At 32.5% G+C, this 18,948-nt stretch carries 14 protein-coding genes, 1 pseudogene and 2 CRISPR repeat arrays; of the genes and pseudogenes, 11 read left to right on the plus strand and 4 right to left on the minus strand.

The annotated features are described in order from the left end of the window. The first annotated feature begins 219 nt into the window (after positions 1-219). Together cas5 and THYS13_RS10640 are read left to right on the plus strand one after the other, a co-directional pair. The gene (gene cas5, locus THYS13_RS10635) at positions 220-981 is read left to right on the plus strand and encodes a CRISPR-associated protein Cas5 (protein WP_042834503.1); all 762 of its coding nucleotides are present in this window, start codon (positions 220-222) and stop codon (positions 979-981) included. 62 nt (positions 982-1,043) lie between these two features. Further along, positions 1,044-3,338 (plus strand): CRISPR-associated helicase/endonuclease Cas3, encoded by a 2,295-nt coding sequence (locus THYS13_RS10640; RefSeq protein ID WP_042834504.1) that lies wholly within the window; start codon positions 1,044-1,046, stop codon positions 3,336-3,338. Positions 3,339-3,721: 383 nt separating this feature from the next. After that, positions 3,722-4,546: a CRISPR direct-repeat array (repeat unit 30 nt; unit sequence GTTTTTAGCCTACCTATAAGGAATTGAAAC). A gap of 131 nt (positions 4,547-4,677) precedes the next feature. Here THYS13_RS10640 and istB read toward each other — a convergent pair. After that, complete coding sequence (gene istB, locus THYS13_RS10650; protein WP_042832981.1) at positions 4,678-5,448, minus strand: IS21-like element helper ATPase IstB; 771 nt, start codon at positions 5,446-5,448, stop codon at positions 4,678-4,680. Continuing rightward, positions 5,441-6,913 carry an IS21 family transposase gene (istA, locus tag THYS13_RS10655; protein ID WP_082990393.1) on the minus strand — a complete coding sequence of 491 codons (1,473 nt, stop codon included), beginning with the start codon at positions 6,911-6,913 and terminating at the stop codon, positions 5,441-5,443. Before istA ends, istB begins: the two co-directional genes overlap by 8 nt. 395 nt (positions 6,914-7,308) lie before the next feature. Between istA and THYS13_RS10660 the strand changes: the two genes are divergently transcribed. From THYS13_RS10660 to THYS13_RS10670, 3 genes are all read left to right on the plus strand, one after another. After that, complete coding sequence (locus tag THYS13_RS10660) at positions 7,309-7,890, plus strand: DUF6431 domain-containing protein (protein WP_042834506.1); 582 nt, start codon at positions 7,309-7,311, stop codon at positions 7,888-7,890. A 136-nt stretch (positions 7,891-8,026) separates the two neighbouring features. Continuing rightward, positions 8,027-9,352: a DDE-type integrase/transposase/recombinase gene (locus THYS13_RS10665; protein WP_042833707.1), complete on the plus strand. Its 1,326-nt coding sequence runs from the start codon at positions 8,027-8,029 to the stop codon at positions 9,350-9,352. Between the two features lie 17 nt (positions 9,353-9,369). Then, entirely contained in the window at positions 9,370-10,170 is an 801-nt protein-coding gene (locus THYS13_RS10670) for an ExeA family protein (protein WP_042834507.1), read from the plus strand. Between the two features lie 228 nt (positions 10,171-10,398). Beyond that, a CRISPR array of direct repeats spans positions 10,399-10,899; the repeat unit is 30 nt; unit sequence GTTTTTAGCCTACCTATAAGGAATTGAAAC. Positions 10,900-10,984: 85 nt separating this feature from the next. Here the strand turns inward: THYS13_RS10670 and THYS13_RS10675 are convergent. Next, positions 10,985-11,476: pseudogene (locus THYS13_RS10675) on the minus strand (IS110 family transposase); the annotation flags it as partial. 315 nt (positions 11,477-11,791) lie between these two features. Between THYS13_RS10675 and THYS13_RS10680 the strand changes: the two are divergent. From THYS13_RS10680 to THYS13_RS10705, 6 genes are all read left to right on the plus strand, one after another. After that, entirely contained in the window at positions 11,792-12,037 is a 246-nt protein-coding gene (locus THYS13_RS10680; RefSeq protein WP_042834508.1) for a hypothetical protein, read from the plus strand. 105 nt (positions 12,038-12,142) lie between these two features. Continuing rightward, entirely contained in the window at positions 12,143-12,640 is a 498-nt protein-coding gene (gene cas4, locus THYS13_RS10685) for a CRISPR-associated protein Cas4 (RefSeq protein WP_042834509.1), read from the plus strand. Continuing rightward, positions 12,637-13,554 carry a type I-B CRISPR-associated endonuclease Cas1b gene (gene cas1b / locus THYS13_RS10690; RefSeq protein ID WP_082990411.1) on the plus strand — a complete coding sequence of 306 codons (918 nt, stop codon included), beginning with the start codon at positions 12,637-12,639 and terminating at the stop codon, positions 13,552-13,554. Before cas4 ends, cas1b begins: the two co-directional genes overlap by 4 nt. 89 nt (positions 13,555-13,643) lie before the next feature. Then, complete coding sequence (gene cas2 / locus THYS13_RS10695; RefSeq protein WP_042834510.1) at positions 13,644-13,907, plus strand: CRISPR-associated endonuclease Cas2; 264 nt, start codon at positions 13,644-13,646, stop codon at positions 13,905-13,907. Positions 13,908-14,027: 120 nt separating this feature from the next. Continuing rightward, the gene (locus tag THYS13_RS10700; protein ID WP_042834512.1) at positions 14,028-15,953 is read left to right on the plus strand and encodes an NAD(P)/FAD-dependent oxidoreductase; all 1,926 of its coding nucleotides are present in this window, start codon (positions 14,028-14,030) and stop codon (positions 15,951-15,953) included. 263 nt (positions 15,954-16,216) lie between these two features. Continuing rightward, a complete protein-coding gene (locus THYS13_RS10705) occupies positions 16,217-16,996 on the plus strand; it encodes an MBL fold metallo-hydrolase (protein WP_042834513.1) in 780 nt (259 codons plus the stop codon). A 53-nt stretch (positions 16,997-17,049) separates the two neighbouring features. Here the strand turns inward: THYS13_RS10705 and THYS13_RS10710 are convergent, their stop codons facing one another. Then, positions 17,050-18,459: an amino acid permease gene (locus THYS13_RS10710; protein WP_042834514.1), complete on the minus strand. Its 1,410-nt coding sequence runs from the start codon at positions 18,457-18,459 to the stop codon at positions 17,050-17,052. Positions 18,460-18,948 lie beyond the last annotated feature (489 nt).

Raw genomic sequence — 18,948 nt, forward strand, 5'->3', positions numbered from 1 at the left:
CGGGATATAATGAGGAAAAACCAATACGGAGCATAAAAGACATAAAAATTGATTTTAGCAAATTAAGTGAAGTAATAAATCAAATGAAAGAAAAAGGTTATATAGATAAAGTTATTGGGTGGTTTTATCCTTTTATTAAATTAGAACAACTTGTAGGTATACCTGAGTATGAATATATAGACCTATGGGAAGTAATTAAATAAATTTGGAGGGCTAAAGATGAGACTTTTAACTTTTCATCTGCAAGGTAAGGCAGCTCATTTTCGCAGATATCATTCAAATTCTTCTGCACTAACTTATTCTATCCCTCCTCGCACAACGATAATAGGCATGATAGCAGGTCTTTTAGGATTTGAAAGAGATTCGTATTATGAACTCTTTTCACTTGATAAATGTAATATTACGGTAGCGATAAAAAGTCCTATAAAAAAATTAGTGCAAAAGATGAACTTACTAAAAATAGAAGGAATAAATGATTTTAATGGCTCTAAAGGAGTTCATACTCAAACGCCAACAGAGATAATTTTTCCACAAAATTTAAGGAATGGATATATAGACTATCAGGTTTGGTTTTATCATAAAGATAAAAGTATTATGGAGGACTTTAGAAAGCTTATAGCTGGTGGAAATGATTTTTATATTACAAAGGGAATTTCTCTATCACTTGGAGGAGCCCAATATTTAGGTTGGCTAAGGTATGAAGGAGAAATTGAAGGGGAAGAAAAAAATTATGAGGCCAGTATTCCCATTAGTTCTGTGATTCCAATAAAGTATATTAATGACATCGAAATCGGGAGAGATAGCTATAATAAATATTTCTTTGTAAAAGAAGATATTCCTCTTGAATTTGATAAAGATAGACGTTTAACAGAAACAGGAAAAGGAAACATGCTTATAAATTTATTTTCACATCCCATTAAAGCGACAGTTACAAAATATATGGAATTAAGTAATAATGAATATATAACATGGATGGAATAAGTAATTAGCTAAAGTAGCAAAGTGATATATTTTAAGTGGAATTAACAAGAAGGTGTTCTTGAATGGAGTATTATGCTCATTATGATCAAAAACAAAATTTAAAGCAATATTTAAGTGAACATTTACTTGCTGTTAAAAATATTGGTGAAACTAATTTTGTACCGTCTGTTTCCTTTCAAGAAATAAGTAATAGTGAATTAAAGGAGTTAATAAAAAATATATTATTTTTCCACGACTTTGGCAAATATACAACATATTTTCAAAATTATTTGGTCAAAAATATCCATAATAAGTATAAAGAACATGCGCATATTTCTGCTTGTATAGCTTATCTATGGATTAAAAAATATCTTTTTAACGAAAAAGAAAATATTACAAAATTAATTTGGGCATTTTTAGCTTATGTTGTTATACTTAGACATCATATGAGTTTAGAAATAAATACATCTTTTGATAATGAGAAATGGGGAAAGCTTGAAGTACAGGTTGCAGATCTTCGTGAAAATATTGATGCAATAGTTGCTGATTTAAATGATAGATGGCCAGTGGAACGAGAGGAAATTTTAGAAATTTTAAAAGTAAATGAACTTAAAGAGGAAACATTATTCATTTATATGCCTCAATATATATCAAACAGATTTAAAAATGAGGAGTGGTATTTTGCCTCAATATATCTTTTTTCTTTACTAATTGATTCAGATAAATTGGATTCAGGAACTGTTCAAAAAAAGCAAATGTGTTTGGTCGAAGATAAAAGAGTGGAAGATTATATTAAGCAAAAGCATAAAAATGATACACATACAAATTTTGCAAGTGAAAAAAATGAGGCGAGAAAAGATATGATTAGAACTCTTCAGGAACTAACTAGTGAGCAAATAAAAAATCAACACTTTTTTACTATTACGGCACCAACAGGCATTGGTAAAACACTGGCTTCCTTGCAATGTGCTCTTTATCTTCGAAATAGAATAAAGGAAGAAATGAATTATACACCGCGTATTATTACTGCAATCCCTTTTATTAATATAATTGAACAAACTCAAAAAGATTATGAAGCTGTTGTTGGCAATACAGCTCACTTGATTGTACATCATCAATTTGCCGATTTTGGAAATAGATCAAATGGAGATGAAATTATTCCAGTTGAACGTAAATTATTAGAAGTAGAGGCGTGGGAAGGAGATATAATTTTAACTACTTTTGTCCAGTTATTTCAATCATTACTTACAGACCAAAATCGCTTGTTAAAAAAAATTAACAAATTAGCAGGTAGTATCGTAATTTTAGATGAGATTCAATCAATTCCTGATGAATATATGCCACTTATTGGAGCAGTATTGAGAAAACTGGCTCAGTTTTATGGTACTCGTTTTATTTTAATGACAGCTACTCAACCAAAAATACTACAGCTTTGTGATATGTTATTGAATGAAAAGAAAGAAGAACCTATAGAGCTTTTAAAAAACCATGATAAATATTTTAAAAACAAGAAAAGAACAATATTGTTTCCGCTTTTTAAAAATGAATTTAATGATGGTAATGAATTTGTAGAATTTTTTATGAAAATATGGCAACAAAACCAGTCAGCTCTTATCGTTGTTAATACTATAAAACGAAGCATTGAAATTTTTAATCTTTTGAGGGAAAAACAGCAAAAATATAAAGAAATCAATGATAATATAAAAATTTACTATTTATCAACCAATATTATTCCAAAACAGAGAGAAAAAGTAATTAAAAAAATTAAAAAAAATCTTGAGAATAAAGAGCCTGTAATATTAGTTTCAACTCAAACTATTGAAGCGGGTGTAGATTTGGACTTTGATATTGGATTTAGAGATCTTGCACCTTTGGAATCCATTATCCAAACAGCAGGACGCGTTAACCGAGAAGGGAAAAAAGGAGAAGGAGCACCACTTTATATTTTGAAAATTGATAGAGATTACGAAAAGGTATATCATCTTCACCATATAGATCGCGTTAAAAAATTATTGGCAGATAAAGAATGTATATGGGAATCTGAATATAAAGAACTGGTTGAAAAATACTACGAGGAACTTATTAAATCAGGTGTATCTGATAAGTCGCAAAAAATTTGGGAGGAAGGAATTATAGGCTTAGATTTTACAAAATTAAAGGAATTTGAACTCATTAAAAATATAGGTGAAGTAGTTGATGTTTTTGTAGAAATTGATGACGAGGCAAGTGTATTATTGGATGCATATGAAGATATAAAACGAGGAGCCTGTGGTTCAGAAACTTTATGTAGAATATTCCCTACGGAATGTAAAAATTCAGGTATAGAACCTACATTTTTTAAAAAAAGAGCATTATTACAACTACTACTAAAAAAATGAGAAAATATATAATACAAATCTGTATAAATCGCGCTTTGAAAAATCCTCCTATAAAATTTAGTGCTCGGAATGGTATAGAAGCTAATTTTTACTGGATTCCCAAGAATCAAGTTGAAGAGTATTATGATTTTGAAACAGGTTTTATTGACGAAACGGCGGCTGTATATATTTATTAAATTAATAATTTAATTTTTACAGATTGATTTTTTGTCGTCGATGCCCAATAGTGCAAAAACGCCTGGAGATCGACGACATTTTTATTTTTTTGATTTTTAGAAAGTAATTGATTTTATTGGACAATATGGTATAATAAAGCCAAGATACTTGACAAGAAAGATATAAAGAAAAAATTTTTTCTCCTCTTTTTATGCGCCTTTTAACGTGTTTTTAGCCTACCTATAAGGAATTGAAACTTTGCAGTATTCTGTGGAGTTTTTCTAGTTGTTCCGGGTTTTTAGCCTACCTATAAGGAATTGAAACTTTTGATGCTTCGCCAATATTTTCGATGAATTCTGTGTTTTTAGCCTACCTATAAGGAATTGAAACTTATAATTTTAAATATAAAAAGATTAAGGGGGTATCGTTTTTAGCCTACCTATAAGGAATTGAAACAATTTTAATTCTTTTGCAGGTTTAGGATTGTGAATAGTTTTTAGCCTACCTATAAGGAATTGAAACCATTAAATGCAGCTTCAACAGGAGCTGGGAGTGTGTGTTTTTAGCCTACCTATAAGGAATTGAAACATCTATTCCAATCACTAAAAAACTGGCCGTAAAGAGGTTTTTAGCCTACCTATAAGGAATTGAAACTTGTTTCGGTTTCTGCAGATTCGCTGGAAGAGCTCGGTTTTTAGCCTACCTATAAGGAATTGAAACTATCAATAGCATCTTTACTACCAGCTACTGCATCGAGTTTTTAGCCTACCTATAAGGAATTGAAACTCATATGTGGCCTTTATTTTTTCTAAAAGTGTAATCAGTTTTTAGCCTACCTATAAGGAATTGAAACCAGCTTGATGCAGACATTTATATTGAAGACGATCCCGGTTTTTAGCCTACCTATAAGGAATTGAAACTTTTGTTGAGGTATTTCCACTGTTGTATTTAATAAAGTTTTTAGCCTACCTATAAGGAATTGAAACCGTGTGAGTATTACATCACAGCTGTCTTTCAATAAGGTTTTTAGCCTACCTATAAGGAATTGAAACATTATTTTTTTAAGTAATTCCTGCTTTACTTTTATTGTTTGTTATTGTCAATAAAAATTCCCCACTTATGGGAAAGATTTTTCCCCACCTAAGGTAAAAAATTAATCAGCTATTATCTTCATTACTTTAGTTTATTCTTTTTTAGAGTTTTCTTCTGACATAGATTTAATAACTCCTTCTCTCTGTTTCATTCTGTAACTTTCGCCTTTAATTACAACAAAGTGACAGTGATGAACAAATCTATCTAGTATAGCAGTTGCTAATACTGGATCGTAAAAGATTCTAGCCCATTCTTCGAAAACTTTATTTGATGTTATTATTACAGAGCCTTTTTCATATCTTTTTGATATTATTTCATAAAAGTCATCTACACTATTTTGATTAAGTTTCTTAAGTCCTAATTCGTCTAATATGAGAAGGTCTGGACTCGTATAATATCTTAATTTCTGCCCAAAGGAGTTATCTGCTCTTGACATATATAATTCTTCTAGCATTTCATTTACTGTGGTAAAGAGTACTTTATATCCTTGTGATATTGCCTTTAAACCAAGTGCTATTGATAAATGGCTTTTACCTGTTCCCGGCGGGCCTATAAAGGCCACATTCTCTTTCTTGCGGACAAATTCACAGGTCGCCAGGTTATATATAAATCTTTTATTTATGGATGGTTGATAGTTAAAATTATATTCTTCAAGTGTTTTATGCTGTGGAAATCTTGCTTTGTTAACTCTTTTGATATTACTGTTATTCTGTCTATTTAATACTTCATCATTGATTAACATCTCAAAGAATTCCATGTATGATAAACTGTTTTTAAGTGCTTCTTCATTTCTTGACTCGAGTGTTTTAATAATACCTGATAGCTTTAAATCCTTTAACCGGGAAGTTAATAAATCATTCATTTTTTAATTCTCCTAAATTTATGAGTTTGTTGTATTCATAAAGTTCCCTTGAAACATAGGTCTTGTCTTGATTTATATAACTCGTATTTGTGTCTATTGGAAGGTCTATTATTCCTTTTTCACATATTTTCTTTATAATTTTATAGCTGTAGGCATTATATGAAATGGCTCTTAAACATGCATTGTTTATTACTTCGTCACTATAATGCTTTCTTAATGATAATATGCCTGAAATAGCCCTATAGTCATACTTTTTAAGATTGCCCTGCTGTATGAAGTTTTCAAAGAACACATTGGCATGTATACCTATTTCTTTCATTTCTTCTTTTTGCCTTGACAAAATGTCTTTGCTTGATATATTCTTACTGTAAGGATAATGTTCATTATTTGTTATGTATCTCCCTTTATCCTCTGTGCATACTGGATGAAGGGCTATTTCTTTTTCTTTAAAGTATATTTTGATTAGTCCGTTTGCGATTATAGCATCAACTTCTTGCCCTATGTAAGCATATGGTACTGAATAATAATTACCATTATAGGATATGTGGCAGTTTGTGTTAACTATACATTTAACAGAGTTTGATAAGATAAAATCCTCTGTTGGAAGGGGCAATAGTTTTTCTTTTTCAATTGACTTGAAAACTTCCAATGGAACTTTTTTGGTTGTACCATGTATTCTTACATTAGCAATGGTATCAAGCCATAACCTCGAAAAGTTAACAGCTTCGTCGATATTTTCAAAGTCTCTGCTTTTGAAACAATTATCCTTTACATAATCGACATTTGATTCTACCTTGCCTTTATCTGTTGGCGTTCTAACCCTACATGGCTGTGGCCAGAATCCATAGTGTGCTGCAAAGGCTGCATAATTTTTTTGGACAGTGGGCTCGTAAAAGTCTGCTTCTAATATTGCTGCTTTTAAGTTGTCTATTTTTACTGTTTGGGGAACACCTCCAAAATATCTGAATGCATTTTTATGGCAGTCAATAAATGTTTTTACTGCTTGGTTAAATACGACATCACAATACATATACCTTGAATAGCTTAGTGTCATTACAAAAACCCATGCTTTTTTATGCTTCCCGTTAACTTTAATGGTACCAATATATCCAAAGTCAACTTGTGCTTCTTCTCCTGGAAGAGTATTTAGTACCATGTATGGTGTTTGGGTTGGTTTTTTAATTTTGCTTATATATTTTTTTACTGTGTCATAACTTCCTGTATATCCAAAGTCTCTTTGCATATCTTGGAATATACGCATGGCACTTAAGTCTTTTGATGCCTGAATATTTATATATTCTTTATACGGATCTAATATTGAGGCTGTTGGTTTTCTTTCTATAGTTCCCCCTTCATCAATTTTTTTAAGAATGTTTCTTACAGTTTTTCTGTCAATTTTTAATATCTGGGCAATTTGTGTTTTGTTATAACCTCTTTTAAAAAGTGTTTTAATTGTTGTATGCATATCTACCCCCAACATTGCAATTTCCTCCTCTGTAGTTTTATTTTTATTTTAAACTACAGAGGGTATTTTCTCAATCTTACTGGGGAAAAATCTTTCCCTTTTTCGGGTAATTTTATTTTACCACTAACAATTGTTTTTAGCCTACCTATAAGGAATTGAAACCATGTTTCTCTTGAATAGTTATAGTAAGATCTCCTTCGTTTTTAGCCTACCTATAAGGAATTGAAACTTTTGGGAGACCATGAGTTGGTAAATTGTCATTTCTCAAATTAATTTAGCCCAAAACCGATAAAATTTTTCAGATTAAATAATCTTGTGATAAAATTAATGCTAAAGGAATTTAAAAAAATTTTTTCAGATTCCTTTAGCATTAATTTTAATTGGAGAGGTTACTTATGCAAATAATTTTCCATGTTGATAACATTGAAGAATATTTACATAAAGGTAAAGATTACAATTTTCCTGACCCACCAGATAGATGTCCTTATCCCGATTGCAAGTGTAGAGTAAAACTAAAAAAGCACGGGTTTTATTACCGTTACTATTTAGATGGACCTAACTGTATAAAAATAGCCATAAGAAGATATATATGTCCTGTGTGTAAAAGAACTCTTTCCTACCTTCCTGATTTCTGTCTTCCCCATTTTCAGTATTCTTTCAATATGATTGTAAAGTCTTTAAAAGAGACACTTACAAGAGAAAAAACTCTCAGTTCTTTCATAAGTGACTTAAAAAGAAACTTTCCCACCATACTATTTTCAAGACAGCATATATATTTTTACACCAAAAGGATAATGAATAATTTAAGTTTTATCATATACGGATTAAGGCAAATAGACCCTTACATAAAGTTATCTGAGACTGACTCACAAAGAGAGAGGGCCAGAGAGATTTTGGACATAATAAACATTGTACCACTCTTCTCCCAACGGTTTTATGCTCATTGCCAAAAATCATTTCTGGCCTCTCTCACATAATTTTAGCATTAAACCCGAAAGATTTAAATAAAAATTTTGATTTTTTCTTAGCAACATAACTTTTTCCTTTAATGTCCCCCAGGTATGAGCTAAAATTACGATTAAGAAATCAAAAAAGTGAAGGGGGAACATATAAATGCTTGATGAAAAAGCGAGAGAAGCTATAGCATTAAAGAGATTTTCACTGATAAGTCCGGTGCTAAACGGACAGGTAAAAAATCAGAAAGAATATTTTGATGCTCTTTCCGATAAACCTATTGAGATACCTTATCTTGGAATGAGAAGATATACTCCCAAGACACTTAGAGGGTGGCTATATCAGTATTTAAGAGGCGGTATAGAAGCGTTAAAGCTGGGTTATCGAAGCGACAGAGGCAAATACAGAAAGATAGACTTTGAACTTTCAGAGAAAATAAAGCAAAAGAAGCTTGAACATCCTGAAATGCCAAACAAACTTCTTTATGAGACATTGATAGGAGAGGGAATAATATCACCGGATAAAGTATCCCTTTCGACATTCTATAGGTTTTTGAAAAACATTCCTGTAAAATCTTTAGATAAAGAAAAAGAGGGTAAAACAAAGAGGTTTTCCCATGAATACATCAATGAACTGTGGCAAACTGATGTCATGTATGGGCCATATATTAAAGAAGGTAAAACAAAAAGGCAAACGTACCTTATTGCATATATAGATGATGCTTCCAGGCTGTGTACCTATGCTCGCTTTTACTATACCCAGAATTTTTTAGCTTTAAGAGACTCATTTAAAGAAGCAGTGCTAAGAAGGGGAATACCCAAAATGCTCTACACTGACAATGGAAAGATATATAGAAGCACTCAATTGGATTATATCTGTGCTTCACTAGGTACATCTCTTATTCATGCTGAGCCCTTTTCACCTCATTCAAAAGGGAAAGTAGAAAGATTCTTTCATACGGTGAGAATGAGATTTTTAAGCACAATAGATCCTACATCCATAAAGAGTATAGATGAGCTTAATATGATGTTTTTTAAATGGTTGGAGGAGGATTACAACCGAAAAGAACACAGCAGTATTGGCATGAGTCCTTTAGATTTTTTCATGTCTCAAATATCAAGGGTAAATATGTGTGGTGACATAGATATGTTGAATGAATGTTTTCTCATAAGAGTAAATCGTAAAGTAAACAAAGATGCTACACTTAAAGTGGAAAATATACTTTATGAAACAGAAGAAAAGTTTAAAGGTATGCGCTTAGAAGTCAGATATGACCCGCAGTGGCTTAAGGATAATACACCCCTTTTACTTTTTCATGAAGGCAAAAAAGTAGGGGAAGCGTATAAGGTAAATTTTCATGATAATGCTAAAATTCCTGTAGAATATATCGAAGACAGAAAGGTTGTAAGCGAAAATGAAGATACTGTGGATTTTGCGGCAAAACCTAATTCCCCAGTAATATCCTTTAATGATATCATTGATTAAAAAAAGAGGTGTTTACAATGTTTACCCAATATTTTGGAATGAAATTTAATCCATTTTCTAAAGAGATAAGTGTAAACGACCTTTACATAAGTGAAGACATTGCTGAATTAAATGCCAGGCTAAAATATTTACAAGAAACAAGGGGTATAGGACTTGTTGTTGGGGAGGCCGATTCAGGCAAATCTACCGCATTAAGAAGATATGCTGAAAGCCTCAATCGTTCTACATTTAAACCATGTTACTTTGCCCTTTCTACACTCACAGTGAGAGAATTCTATCAAGCATTGGCTATGATTTTAGGCGAAACACCTTCATACAAAAAAGTAACGCTCTTTCACCAGATACAAAGAGCGATAACAGAACTTTATTACAGCCAGAAGATAACTCCTGTCATAATATTAGATGAAATACAACTGGTTTCTAATGATGTTCTTGAAGATTTGAGAATAATATTTAACTTTAATATGGATTCTCAAAACCCGTATATATTGATACTTTCAGGACAACCACACATAAGAAACAAACTAGCCTTGAATGTAAACAGTGCACTAAGGCAAAGAATTTCTATAAAGTATGTAATGCAAGGGCTAAAAAAAGAAGAAATTCAAGATTATATAAAAACAAGAATGAAAATAGCCGGAATGGTGGATGATATATTTACACCATCAGCATATGAGGCAATATATTCTCTAACAAAAGGGCTCCCAAGGATAATAAATAACCTGGTAACAGCTTCTTTACTCTATGCGTATTCTAAAAGGCTAAGAGAAATAGATGAAGAAGTAATATACCAGGCACAAAATGAAATCAGTTTATGAGAGTAGTAGCTTTCGCTACTCTCATTTTTTATTATACCTCAATTAATTCAAATTGCCAATAACAGATATTAACATATTTTAGCGGTAATGCTCTTAAAAAGTGAAAAAAATTTTTAATCAGGCTGTAATAATTTGAGAAAAAATATTTTTATGCACTTAAAAAATGCCATTATAATTTGAAAATCTTTGGAGATTTAATTTGAGAATTGACAGTAAATGCCTACATGTGTTTTTAGCCTACCTATAAGGAATTGAAACTTATTATCTTGTGACACAAAGACAGTATAAAACTAAAGTTTTTAGCCTACCTATAAGGAATTGAAACAATATACCTCTTTGAAATTCCAATCTACTGAAATGTATGTTTTTAGCCTACCTATAAGGAATTGAAACAAGAAAGCTGCTGAGGAATTACAAAAGATAAAGGAGTTTTTAGCCTACCTATAAGGAATTGAAACGGACCATGCTGGAGTCCAATTTCTCCATAAATCTGATACGTTTTTAGCCTACCTATAAGGAATTGAAACATCGGTGTGCCTTCTATTTGAAATTCTTCCGGAAATTGTTTTTAGCCTACCTATAAGGAATTGAAACTGTCGTCTTTAAATGCTAAAAAAATTAAAGAAGCGTAGTTTTTAGCCTACCTATAAGGAATTGAAACAATAGAATATGCGAAGAAATATCTACGTTAAATTTATTGTTTTTAGCCTACCTATCCTGAAAATAGTGTTTCTCAAAAAGGCAACAAAAAACTAAACCCATACCAATGTAAAAATATGGGATAAATAAATGGTTAATAAAGTTAAATTAAAAGTTAAGGCACTGCAGATTCGACCGTGACCTTAAGACCTAAAGACTCTAGCTTTTTTAAAGATTGACGAATAATCATATTACGCTTTTTCTCTTCATAATAAGTAGGACCTAATTTAATATATGGTTGCTTTTGCTTGAGAATATGATAAACTATAATTAAAATGCTATGTGCCACTGCAACTGCTGCACGGTTTGCTCCTCTTCGAGCAGCGATGCGGTGGTACTGACTTGAGAGATAAGTATCTTTTGCCCTTGAGGCAGCTCTGGCAGCTTCAATAAGAGAGCTTCGCAATTTTTGGTTACATTTTCGAGTTCTTGCAGACTTTTGTTTACCAGCACTTTCATTATGACCTGGACACAACCCTGCCCAAGAACACAAATGGGCAGCAGAGGGGAACTGTTCCATATTCGTGCCGATTTCGGCTATTATTTGTTCCGCAGTTCTTCTTCCGACTCCAGGGATTGTATCCAGCAGTGCCAGGTCTTTTTCAAATCGGGCTCAAAGCACCAAGGTAAGAACGACCTTTTTTCACCAGCCGCTGTACTGATTATATCATCAAAAAAGGACATTTTCATCCTCTGCTGGTGCCGCATTTGCGGCATGAGAGTCTATAATGAATTGAAACTTATCTCCGTAGATTATGGTGTGTTTGTTGTCAAAGTGTTTTTGCCTACATGCGATGAATTGTATAAATAATTTAATAAAATTTTTTAATTAAATTATTTATTGCGAATAATTGTAGTACAAAGTAATTTAAATTTCGGCTAATTTTAAATAAGAAATTAATAAGATATGAAGGTGATTTAAGTGTATGATACTTATTCATCGCTGGAGGAGCTTATTGAGGATTTGAGTAAGGTGGGGGAAATAGGGTTTGAGTATGGAGGAAAAGATTATTCACTTTTGTATTATGACAAAATCTATATTTGCGAATATAATAAGCCAGAAACAGAAAAAAAGTATGATACAATCGAGGAATTTTTAAATGAATTCAAAATTGACGATATACCGATTAAAGAATTGGCTGCAAAAATTAATGTATTTGCCCATTAAACTTTTTAAATAGTCTTAAAAGGTATATTATGATTTTTTATATTTATAAAAAAGTTAATTTATGCAAATATTTATAAAATTGAAATTTAATCTATAGGTGATACTATGGAATTTGAGGTTACAGGGGCATTGGTGCAAAGCTATACCATTTGTAAAAGGCAAGTTTGGCTTATGGCACATCAGATAGTGCCTGACCAAGAACATCCTTATATTGAAATAGGTAGGCTTATTGATGAAAATTCTTATCAAAGGGATAGAAAAAAGATTCATTTTGAAAATGTGGTATTAGACCTCGTGCGAATGGAGAAAGATAATATTTTAATTGGCGAGGTAAAGAAAAGTTCTAAAGCAGCTGAAAGTGCTAAAATGCAACTTTTATTTTATCTTTACAAGTTAAAGCAAAGCGGAATAACTGCAAAAGGGCAACTTTTTTTTCCAGAAGAAAGGAAGAGGGAAGTAGTAGAACTTACACCAGAATTTGAAATAGAAGTTATAAAGGCAATTGAAGAAATTAAAGATATAGTGCATAAAGAAAAGCCACCTACTTTTATAAAAATTCCATATTGTAAAAATTGCGGGTATAAGGAGTTTTGTATGTCATGAAAAAAACGATTTATATTTTTTCAGATGGGGAATTGAAAAGGAAAGATAATACTCTATTTTTTGAAGGAGAAAATGGAAGAAAATTTATACCAGTAGAAAATACTTCTGAAATAATGGTTTTTGGAGAAGTAAGCCTTAACAAAAGACTTTTTGAGTTTTTAACACAATCAGAGATTATACTTCATTTTTTCAATCATTATGGATATTATGTAGGGTCTTATTATCCAAGAGAACATTTAAACTCAGGCTATATGATATTAAGACAAGCTGAGTACTATAATGATGGAAGTAAAAGGCTTTATCTTGCTCAAAAATTTGTCGAAGGAGCTTACAAGAATATAAAGCAAGTTTTGAAATATTATTCAAATAGAGGCAAAGATTTGGAAGATGTCATTTACTCCATAGAAAAATTAGGGGAGAGCGTTGATTTAACTTCTACAATAAATGAATTAATGGCAATAGAAGGTAATATTAGGGAATATTATTATAAGGCTTTTGATGAGATAATTCAAAACCCAGATTTTAAGTTTGACTTTAGAAGCAAAAGACCACCTCAAAATTTTTTGAATACATTGATAAGCTTTGGAAATTCTTTGATGTATACGACAACTTTAAGTGAAATATACAAAACCCATTTAGACCCGAGAATAGGTTTTTTGCATGCGACTAATTTTAGACGTTTTTCTTTAAATCTTGATGTTTCAGAGATTTTTAAGCCTATCATTGTAGATATGACTATATTTACCTTGCTTAGCAAAAAATGGTTACTAAAGAAGACTTTGAAGAAGATGCAGAAGGATTATTACTCAAAGAAAAAGGGAAAAAAGTATTTGTGCAGGAATTTGAAGATAAACTTGCTACAACTATTAAACACAGGAATCTTTCTAACAATGTTTCTTATAGAAGACTTATAAGGTTAGAGCTGTATAAATTGGAAAAACACTTGATTGAAGAAGAACAGTACAAGCCTTTTATTCACAATGGTAAATTTAGGTGATAAGATATGTTTTTAATTTTAGTATACGATGTAAATGAAAAAAGGATCAATAAAGTCTTAAAAACTTGCAGAAAATACCTTCACTGGGTTCAAAATTCTGTTTTAGAAGGCGAAATATCAGAAGCCAATCTTAAAAAACTAAAAATAGAGCTTTCAAGAATAATAGACAAAGACGAAGATTCAGTTATTTTTTATATTTTACGGACTACCAAATATTCTGAAAGAGAAATCCTTGGGCTTAGAAAAGGTGGAGAAGACATAATTATATAAAATTTACATTTCAAAGCAAATAAAGACAAAAATTTAACAAAGCAGGAATTGACTATTTTATGTCGAATTTAATAATTATGAACATTATTTTAAAATGCACTGCACAAAAGGAGTGATATAATGGAGCTTACAAAGCCAATAAAAATAGGCAATTTAAATTTAAAAAATCGGGTAGTAATGGCGCCTGTTAAAACTGGTTATGCTACACTAGAGGGACAGGTTACAGAGGAGCTAATTCAATATTATGTCAATAGAGCAAAAGGGGGGGTAGGTTTAATTGTTTTAGAATCAGCATATGTAGACCTTTCAGGGAAAGAAATTCCGCGTCAATTAGGTATTTATGATGATTCAATGGTAGAGGGGCTTCGCCACCTTATTACCCCCCTACAGGGGGCTGGTAGCAAAGTCGCAGTCTACATCAATCATGCGGGGCGGATAGCAAATCCAATGGTAACTAAATTACCCCTTATCGCACCTTCTCCAATAGCTTGCCCAACTATTGGAGTTGAACCACAAGGAATACCTCATGAGGACATAAAGAAATGGCAAAATACTTACGTAAAATCTGCTGTCAGAGCTTATAAAGCTGGTGCAGATGCATTAGAAATACAATTTGGACATGGTTATCTCATTCACCAGTTTTTGTCACCTCATACTAATAAAAGAGAGGACGAATACGGTGGCAGTTTTGAGAATAGAATTCGCTTTGGGATAGAAATATTAGATGAAATAAAGAAAGAGATAGGTGTTGATTTTCCAATTATTGTACGCATTAGTGCTGATGAATTTGTGCCGGGAGGTTGGGCATTAGAGGATGCAATCCGTCTGGCTAAAATATTAGAAGATAAAGGTGTTGCTGCTATTGATGTTTCTTTAGGAAGTAGCTGTGAGTCTGGTGCTATTACATTACAAACTTTGGGAACGCAAAAAGGATTGGCATGGGAATTTGCTTCAAAGATAAAAGAACAGGTCAATATTCCTGTTATCGCTGTTGGACGAATCAATACGCCAGAATTGGCAGAAGAAATATTGGTATCAGGCAGAGCTGATTTAGTTGCTCTTGGACGTCCTTTGGTGGCTGATCCGCTATTTGTAGAAAAGGCTATCTCAGGACGCAGCAAGGAAATACGCCGTTGTGCTGCTTGTCACCAAGGCTGTTTAGATGAATTAAGAGCAGGACGCCGTTTTGGCTGTAATTTCAACCCATCAGTTGGCAAGGAGGAGGAAATCGAAATACAAAAAGCATCTCAACCTGGAAAGAAAGTATTTATCATTGGTGCTGGACTTGCAGGCTTGGAAGCAGCTTATACTGCTGCTGCAAGAGGACATAAAGTATACATTTATGAGGAAAAAGGGGAGATAGGAGGTCAAGTTTTGCCCGGTTCTGTTCCTCCTCACAAAGAAGAATTGAAAAGTATCGTGGAATACTATAAAGATGTACTTCCAAAGGTTGGTATCACTTTAAATCTTAATCATAAAGTTACAGCAGAAGAAATAGCAAAATGGGAGGCTGACGAAGTCGTCTTTGCGACAGGAGGACAGCCAATTGTACCACCTATTCCCGGACTTAAAGAATACGGCTTTTTGACAGCTGTGGAAGTATTAAGAGGAGAAAAACAAGCAGGCGATAAAGTTGCTGTAATTGGTGGCGGCTTAATAGGCATGGAAACTGCTGATTATCTCTCAGAACAAGGCAAAAAAGTTATGGTTATAGAACTTTTGGAGGAAGTAGCAAGAGACATGGGAGTTTTTGAGAAGATTCTCATTATGAAACGATTAAAAGAACGAGGTGTTGAAATTTATGTAAAAACTCGTCTAAAAGAAGTAGGAAAGGCGCTTTTGGTGGAGACACCTGAAGGGGAAAAAGAGCTTCCGCTTCCCGATACTATAGTTTTAGCTGTGGGTTTAAAACCGGATCCTTCTCTTTACGAAGAGGTCAGTAAGTTTTTACCACAAGAAAAACTTCATATTATAGGGGATGCTAGAGAAGTAAGAAAGATTGTCCACGCTATTTCTGAAGGACGTAATTTAGGCCTTTCCCTATAAGAGGGGTTATTCCCCTCTTATATTTTTTTTAAATTATCAACTTATCCACAAATATATGTGAATATGTTGATAATTTAATGTTGAAAGTCTTTCTGTTAGAATTATGAGGAATTTTTAAGCTATGAAAAATTTGCACACAGATCGAATGTGAATAATTACTTTTCCTTTAAAAAGAAAATTTCTTCACTTGCCTTAGAAAAATTGTTATAATTAATTGTGATAGCAAAAGAAAGGGGGATACCCGCAATGCGGGTATATGAGCTATGAAGTTTTGTTCTTTGAGGTCAGGAAGTAGCGGAAATGCTATTTACATAAATCATAAAGATATACATATACTTGTTGATGCGGGTTTAAGCGGTAGAACAATTGAAAAAGCATTATTTAACATAGGCATAAACCCTAAAAGTCTATCTGCCATTCTTATAACTCATGAGCATAAGGATCATATTATCGGAGCCGGGGTACTTTCAAGGAGATACAATATACCTATATATGCCAATAAAGCCACATGGGAGGTAATGGAGAAAGATATAAAAGAAATTTCCGAAAAAAATAAACTCTATTTTACCACAGGAGAAGAATTTGAAATTGGGGATGTAAAAATAATGCCCTTTAAAAAGTCTCATGATGCCATGGAACCGGTAGGTTTTTCCTTTAAATGTGGCGATAAAAAAATTTCCATTGCTACTGATTTAGGTTATATGACAAAAGGTGTTGCAAATCATCTTATAGGTTCAGATGTAGTACTTTTAGAAGCAAACCATGATATAGAAATGCTTATGAATGGTTCATATCCTTGGCCTCTTAAAAAAAGAATTTTATCTAATTTAGGTCATCTTTCTAATGATGCAGCTGCAGATGCTCTCATGAAGCTGTTTAAAATGAAAGCTATAGGGATAGCCTTTTTAGGCCATTTAAGCCAGAATAACAACAGGCCAGAGCTTGCTTTTGCTACTGTAACGAATATGCTTAAAAAATCAGGAGTTAAATTTGAGGTGCGCATGGCATTGAGAAATATTGAAAGTGATGTGTTGGAAATATAAAAAATGAAAAATGCGGCAAAGTTTCGTACTTTGCCGCATTTTTAATATTGTTGTTACCCTTCTGATGTTTTGGCCAGTATACTATGATGTCTTCCATAACCGAAATAAATGAAAAGTCCTATTATAAGCCATACAATGAGCCTTACCCATGTCTCCCACGGGAGAGATACCATAAGTGAAAGTACAAAGGCTATTGCCAAAAGGGGTGTCCATGGTACACCTGGGGCTTTAAATTTTCTTGGTAAATCTGGTTGTTTATATCTCAATACTATTACACCGATAGAAGTGAGTATGAAAGCCAACATAGTTCCTATATTTACAAGTTCTGCGATTATGTTAATTGGTAAAAATCCTGCTACTAACATAGTTACAATTCCTATAAGATATATAGCCAGAGAAGGTGTTCTAAATCTTGGATGAACTTTTGAGAAAACAGGTGGCAAAAGTCCATCACGAGACATAGCAAAGATTATTCTTGTAGATCCGTAGAACATAACAAGTAAAACTGTTGTGATACCTACAATAGCACCTAATGAAACAAGTCCTCTTGCCCAGTTTAGACCTATCAAGTTTAGAGCTTTTGCAACAGGGGCTGGATCATTTAACTCTGTATATGAAACAACACCTGTCAAAATTGCTGAAACAGTGATGTACAAAAGGGTGCTTATTCCAAGAGATCCCAAAATCCCAATAGGCATATCTTTGGCTGGATTTTTTGTTTCTTCAGCAGCTGTAGAAACGGCATCAAAACCTATATATGCGAAAAAGATAATTGCAGCGCCGTGGAATATTCCTTGCCATCCATAAGGCATAAAAGGATGCCAATTAACTGGTTTTACATGCCATGCAGCGACAAAGATAAAGAAAAGAACAACAAATACTTTAAAGGCAACGCCAATATTATTAACCGTAGCGGTTTCTCTTACCCCAATGTAGTTTAGGATTGCGATGACAAGAAGAATTCCTATTGCTGGAAGATTAATAAGTCCTCCCGCTGCTTGCCATGCAGAGTTGGCTGCCCAGCCAGGTATATTTATTCCTACACTTGCCATGAGATTGGTAAAATAGCCAGACCAACCTAAAGCAATAGCTGGAAGAGAAAAAACATACTCAAGTATTAAGTCCCATCCTATTATCCAAGCTATAAATTCTCCCATTGCAATATAAGTATAGTTATAGGTAGAACCTGCAATTGGGAATATTGACGCTAATTCAGCGTATGAAATTGCTGCGAAAGCACAAGCCAATCCAGCTATAATAAAAGAAAGCACAATTGCAGGACCTGCTTTTTCGGCAGCGGCAACACCAGTAATAACAAATATACCCGTACCTATGATTGCACCCAATCCTAATGCAATTAAATCAATGGCAGTTAAAGTTTTCTTTAATTTGTATTCAGCAGCTTCTGTTTCTGATAATACCATATCTAAAGTTTTCTTTCTAAACAGATTTGAACTTGCCATTTAATAGCAACCCCCTTTTAAAAATTTGCTTATTTAGTTACAAAATTTTAATAAGTCAGAAGTTTATCCCCCCTCCTTCAAAAAAATAAACTTCCACCTTCTCCTTCATCGTATTAGTTAAAAAATAGATAATGATGAAGGTAAAAATGCAAAATGTTGATAAATTAATGGGTTGAAATAGTTTTACAAATAATATATTCGACGTTTTTTTAAAAAATCCTTCTTTTACTTAAAAAAATTGTGTCATGTTAATTGTTAAAAATACACACTATTGAATAAATATACTAATTAGTAATGGTAAAGTGAAATATATTGGACAAAATATATTTTAAAAATAATGCTTTTAGTGAATATTTATGATTAAAATTATTTGCATGGGTTAGATGAATACATAGACAATAGGTTAATTTTTTGTTTAGTAAACGTAAACTGCTATTGATTTTTATAATTTAATGTGATAAAATGTATTCCATATATGGAATGATGTTT

Source organism: Thermoanaerobacter sp. YS13 (assembly GCF_000806225.2).
Taxonomy (GTDB): Bacteria; Bacillota; Thermoanaerobacteria; order Thermoanaerobacterales; family Thermoanaerobacteraceae; genus Thermoanaerobacter; species Thermoanaerobacter uzonensis.

Bases quoted from the DNA above. Each gene is read 5' to 3' on its own strand.
- cas5 (WP_042834503.1), top strand. From the start codon at position 220: ATGAGACTTTTAACTTTTCATCTGCAAGGTAAGGCAGCTCATTTTCGC.
- THYS13_RS10640 (WP_042834504.1), top strand. From the start codon at position 1,044: ATGGAGTATTATGCTCATTATGATCAAAAACAAAATTTAAAGCAATAT.
- istB (WP_042832981.1), bottom strand. From the start codon at position 5,448: ATGAATGATTTATTAACTTCCCGGTTAAAGGATTTAAAGCTATCAGGT.
- istA (WP_082990393.1), bottom strand. From the start codon at position 6,913: ATGCATACAACAATTAAAACACTTTTTAAAAGAGGTTATAACAAAACA.
- THYS13_RS10660 (WP_042834506.1), top strand. From the start codon at position 7,309: ATGCAAATAATTTTCCATGTTGATAACATTGAAGAATATTTACATAAA.
- THYS13_RS10665 (WP_042833707.1), top strand. From the start codon at position 8,027: ATGCTTGATGAAAAAGCGAGAGAAGCTATAGCATTAAAGAGATTTTCA.
- THYS13_RS10670 (WP_042834507.1), top strand. From the start codon at position 9,370: ATGTTTACCCAATATTTTGGAATGAAATTTAATCCATTTTCTAAAGAG.
- cas4 (WP_042834509.1), top strand. From the start codon at position 12,143: ATGGAATTTGAGGTTACAGGGGCATTGGTGCAAAGCTATACCATTTGT.
- cas1b (WP_082990411.1), top strand. From the start codon at position 12,637: ATGAAAAAAACGATTTATATTTTTTCAGATGGGGAATTGAAAAGGAAA.
- cas2 (WP_042834510.1), top strand. From the start codon at position 13,644: ATGTTTTTAATTTTAGTATACGATGTAAATGAAAAAAGGATCAATAAA.
- THYS13_RS10700 (WP_042834512.1), top strand. From the start codon at position 14,028: ATGGAGCTTACAAAGCCAATAAAAATAGGCAATTTAAATTTAAAAAAT.
- THYS13_RS10705 (WP_042834513.1), top strand. From the start codon at position 16,217: ATGAAGTTTTGTTCTTTGAGGTCAGGAAGTAGCGGAAATGCTATTTAC.
- THYS13_RS10710 (WP_042834514.1), bottom strand. From the start codon at position 18,459: ATGGCAAGTTCAAATCTGTTTAGAAAGAAAACTTTAGATATGGTATTA.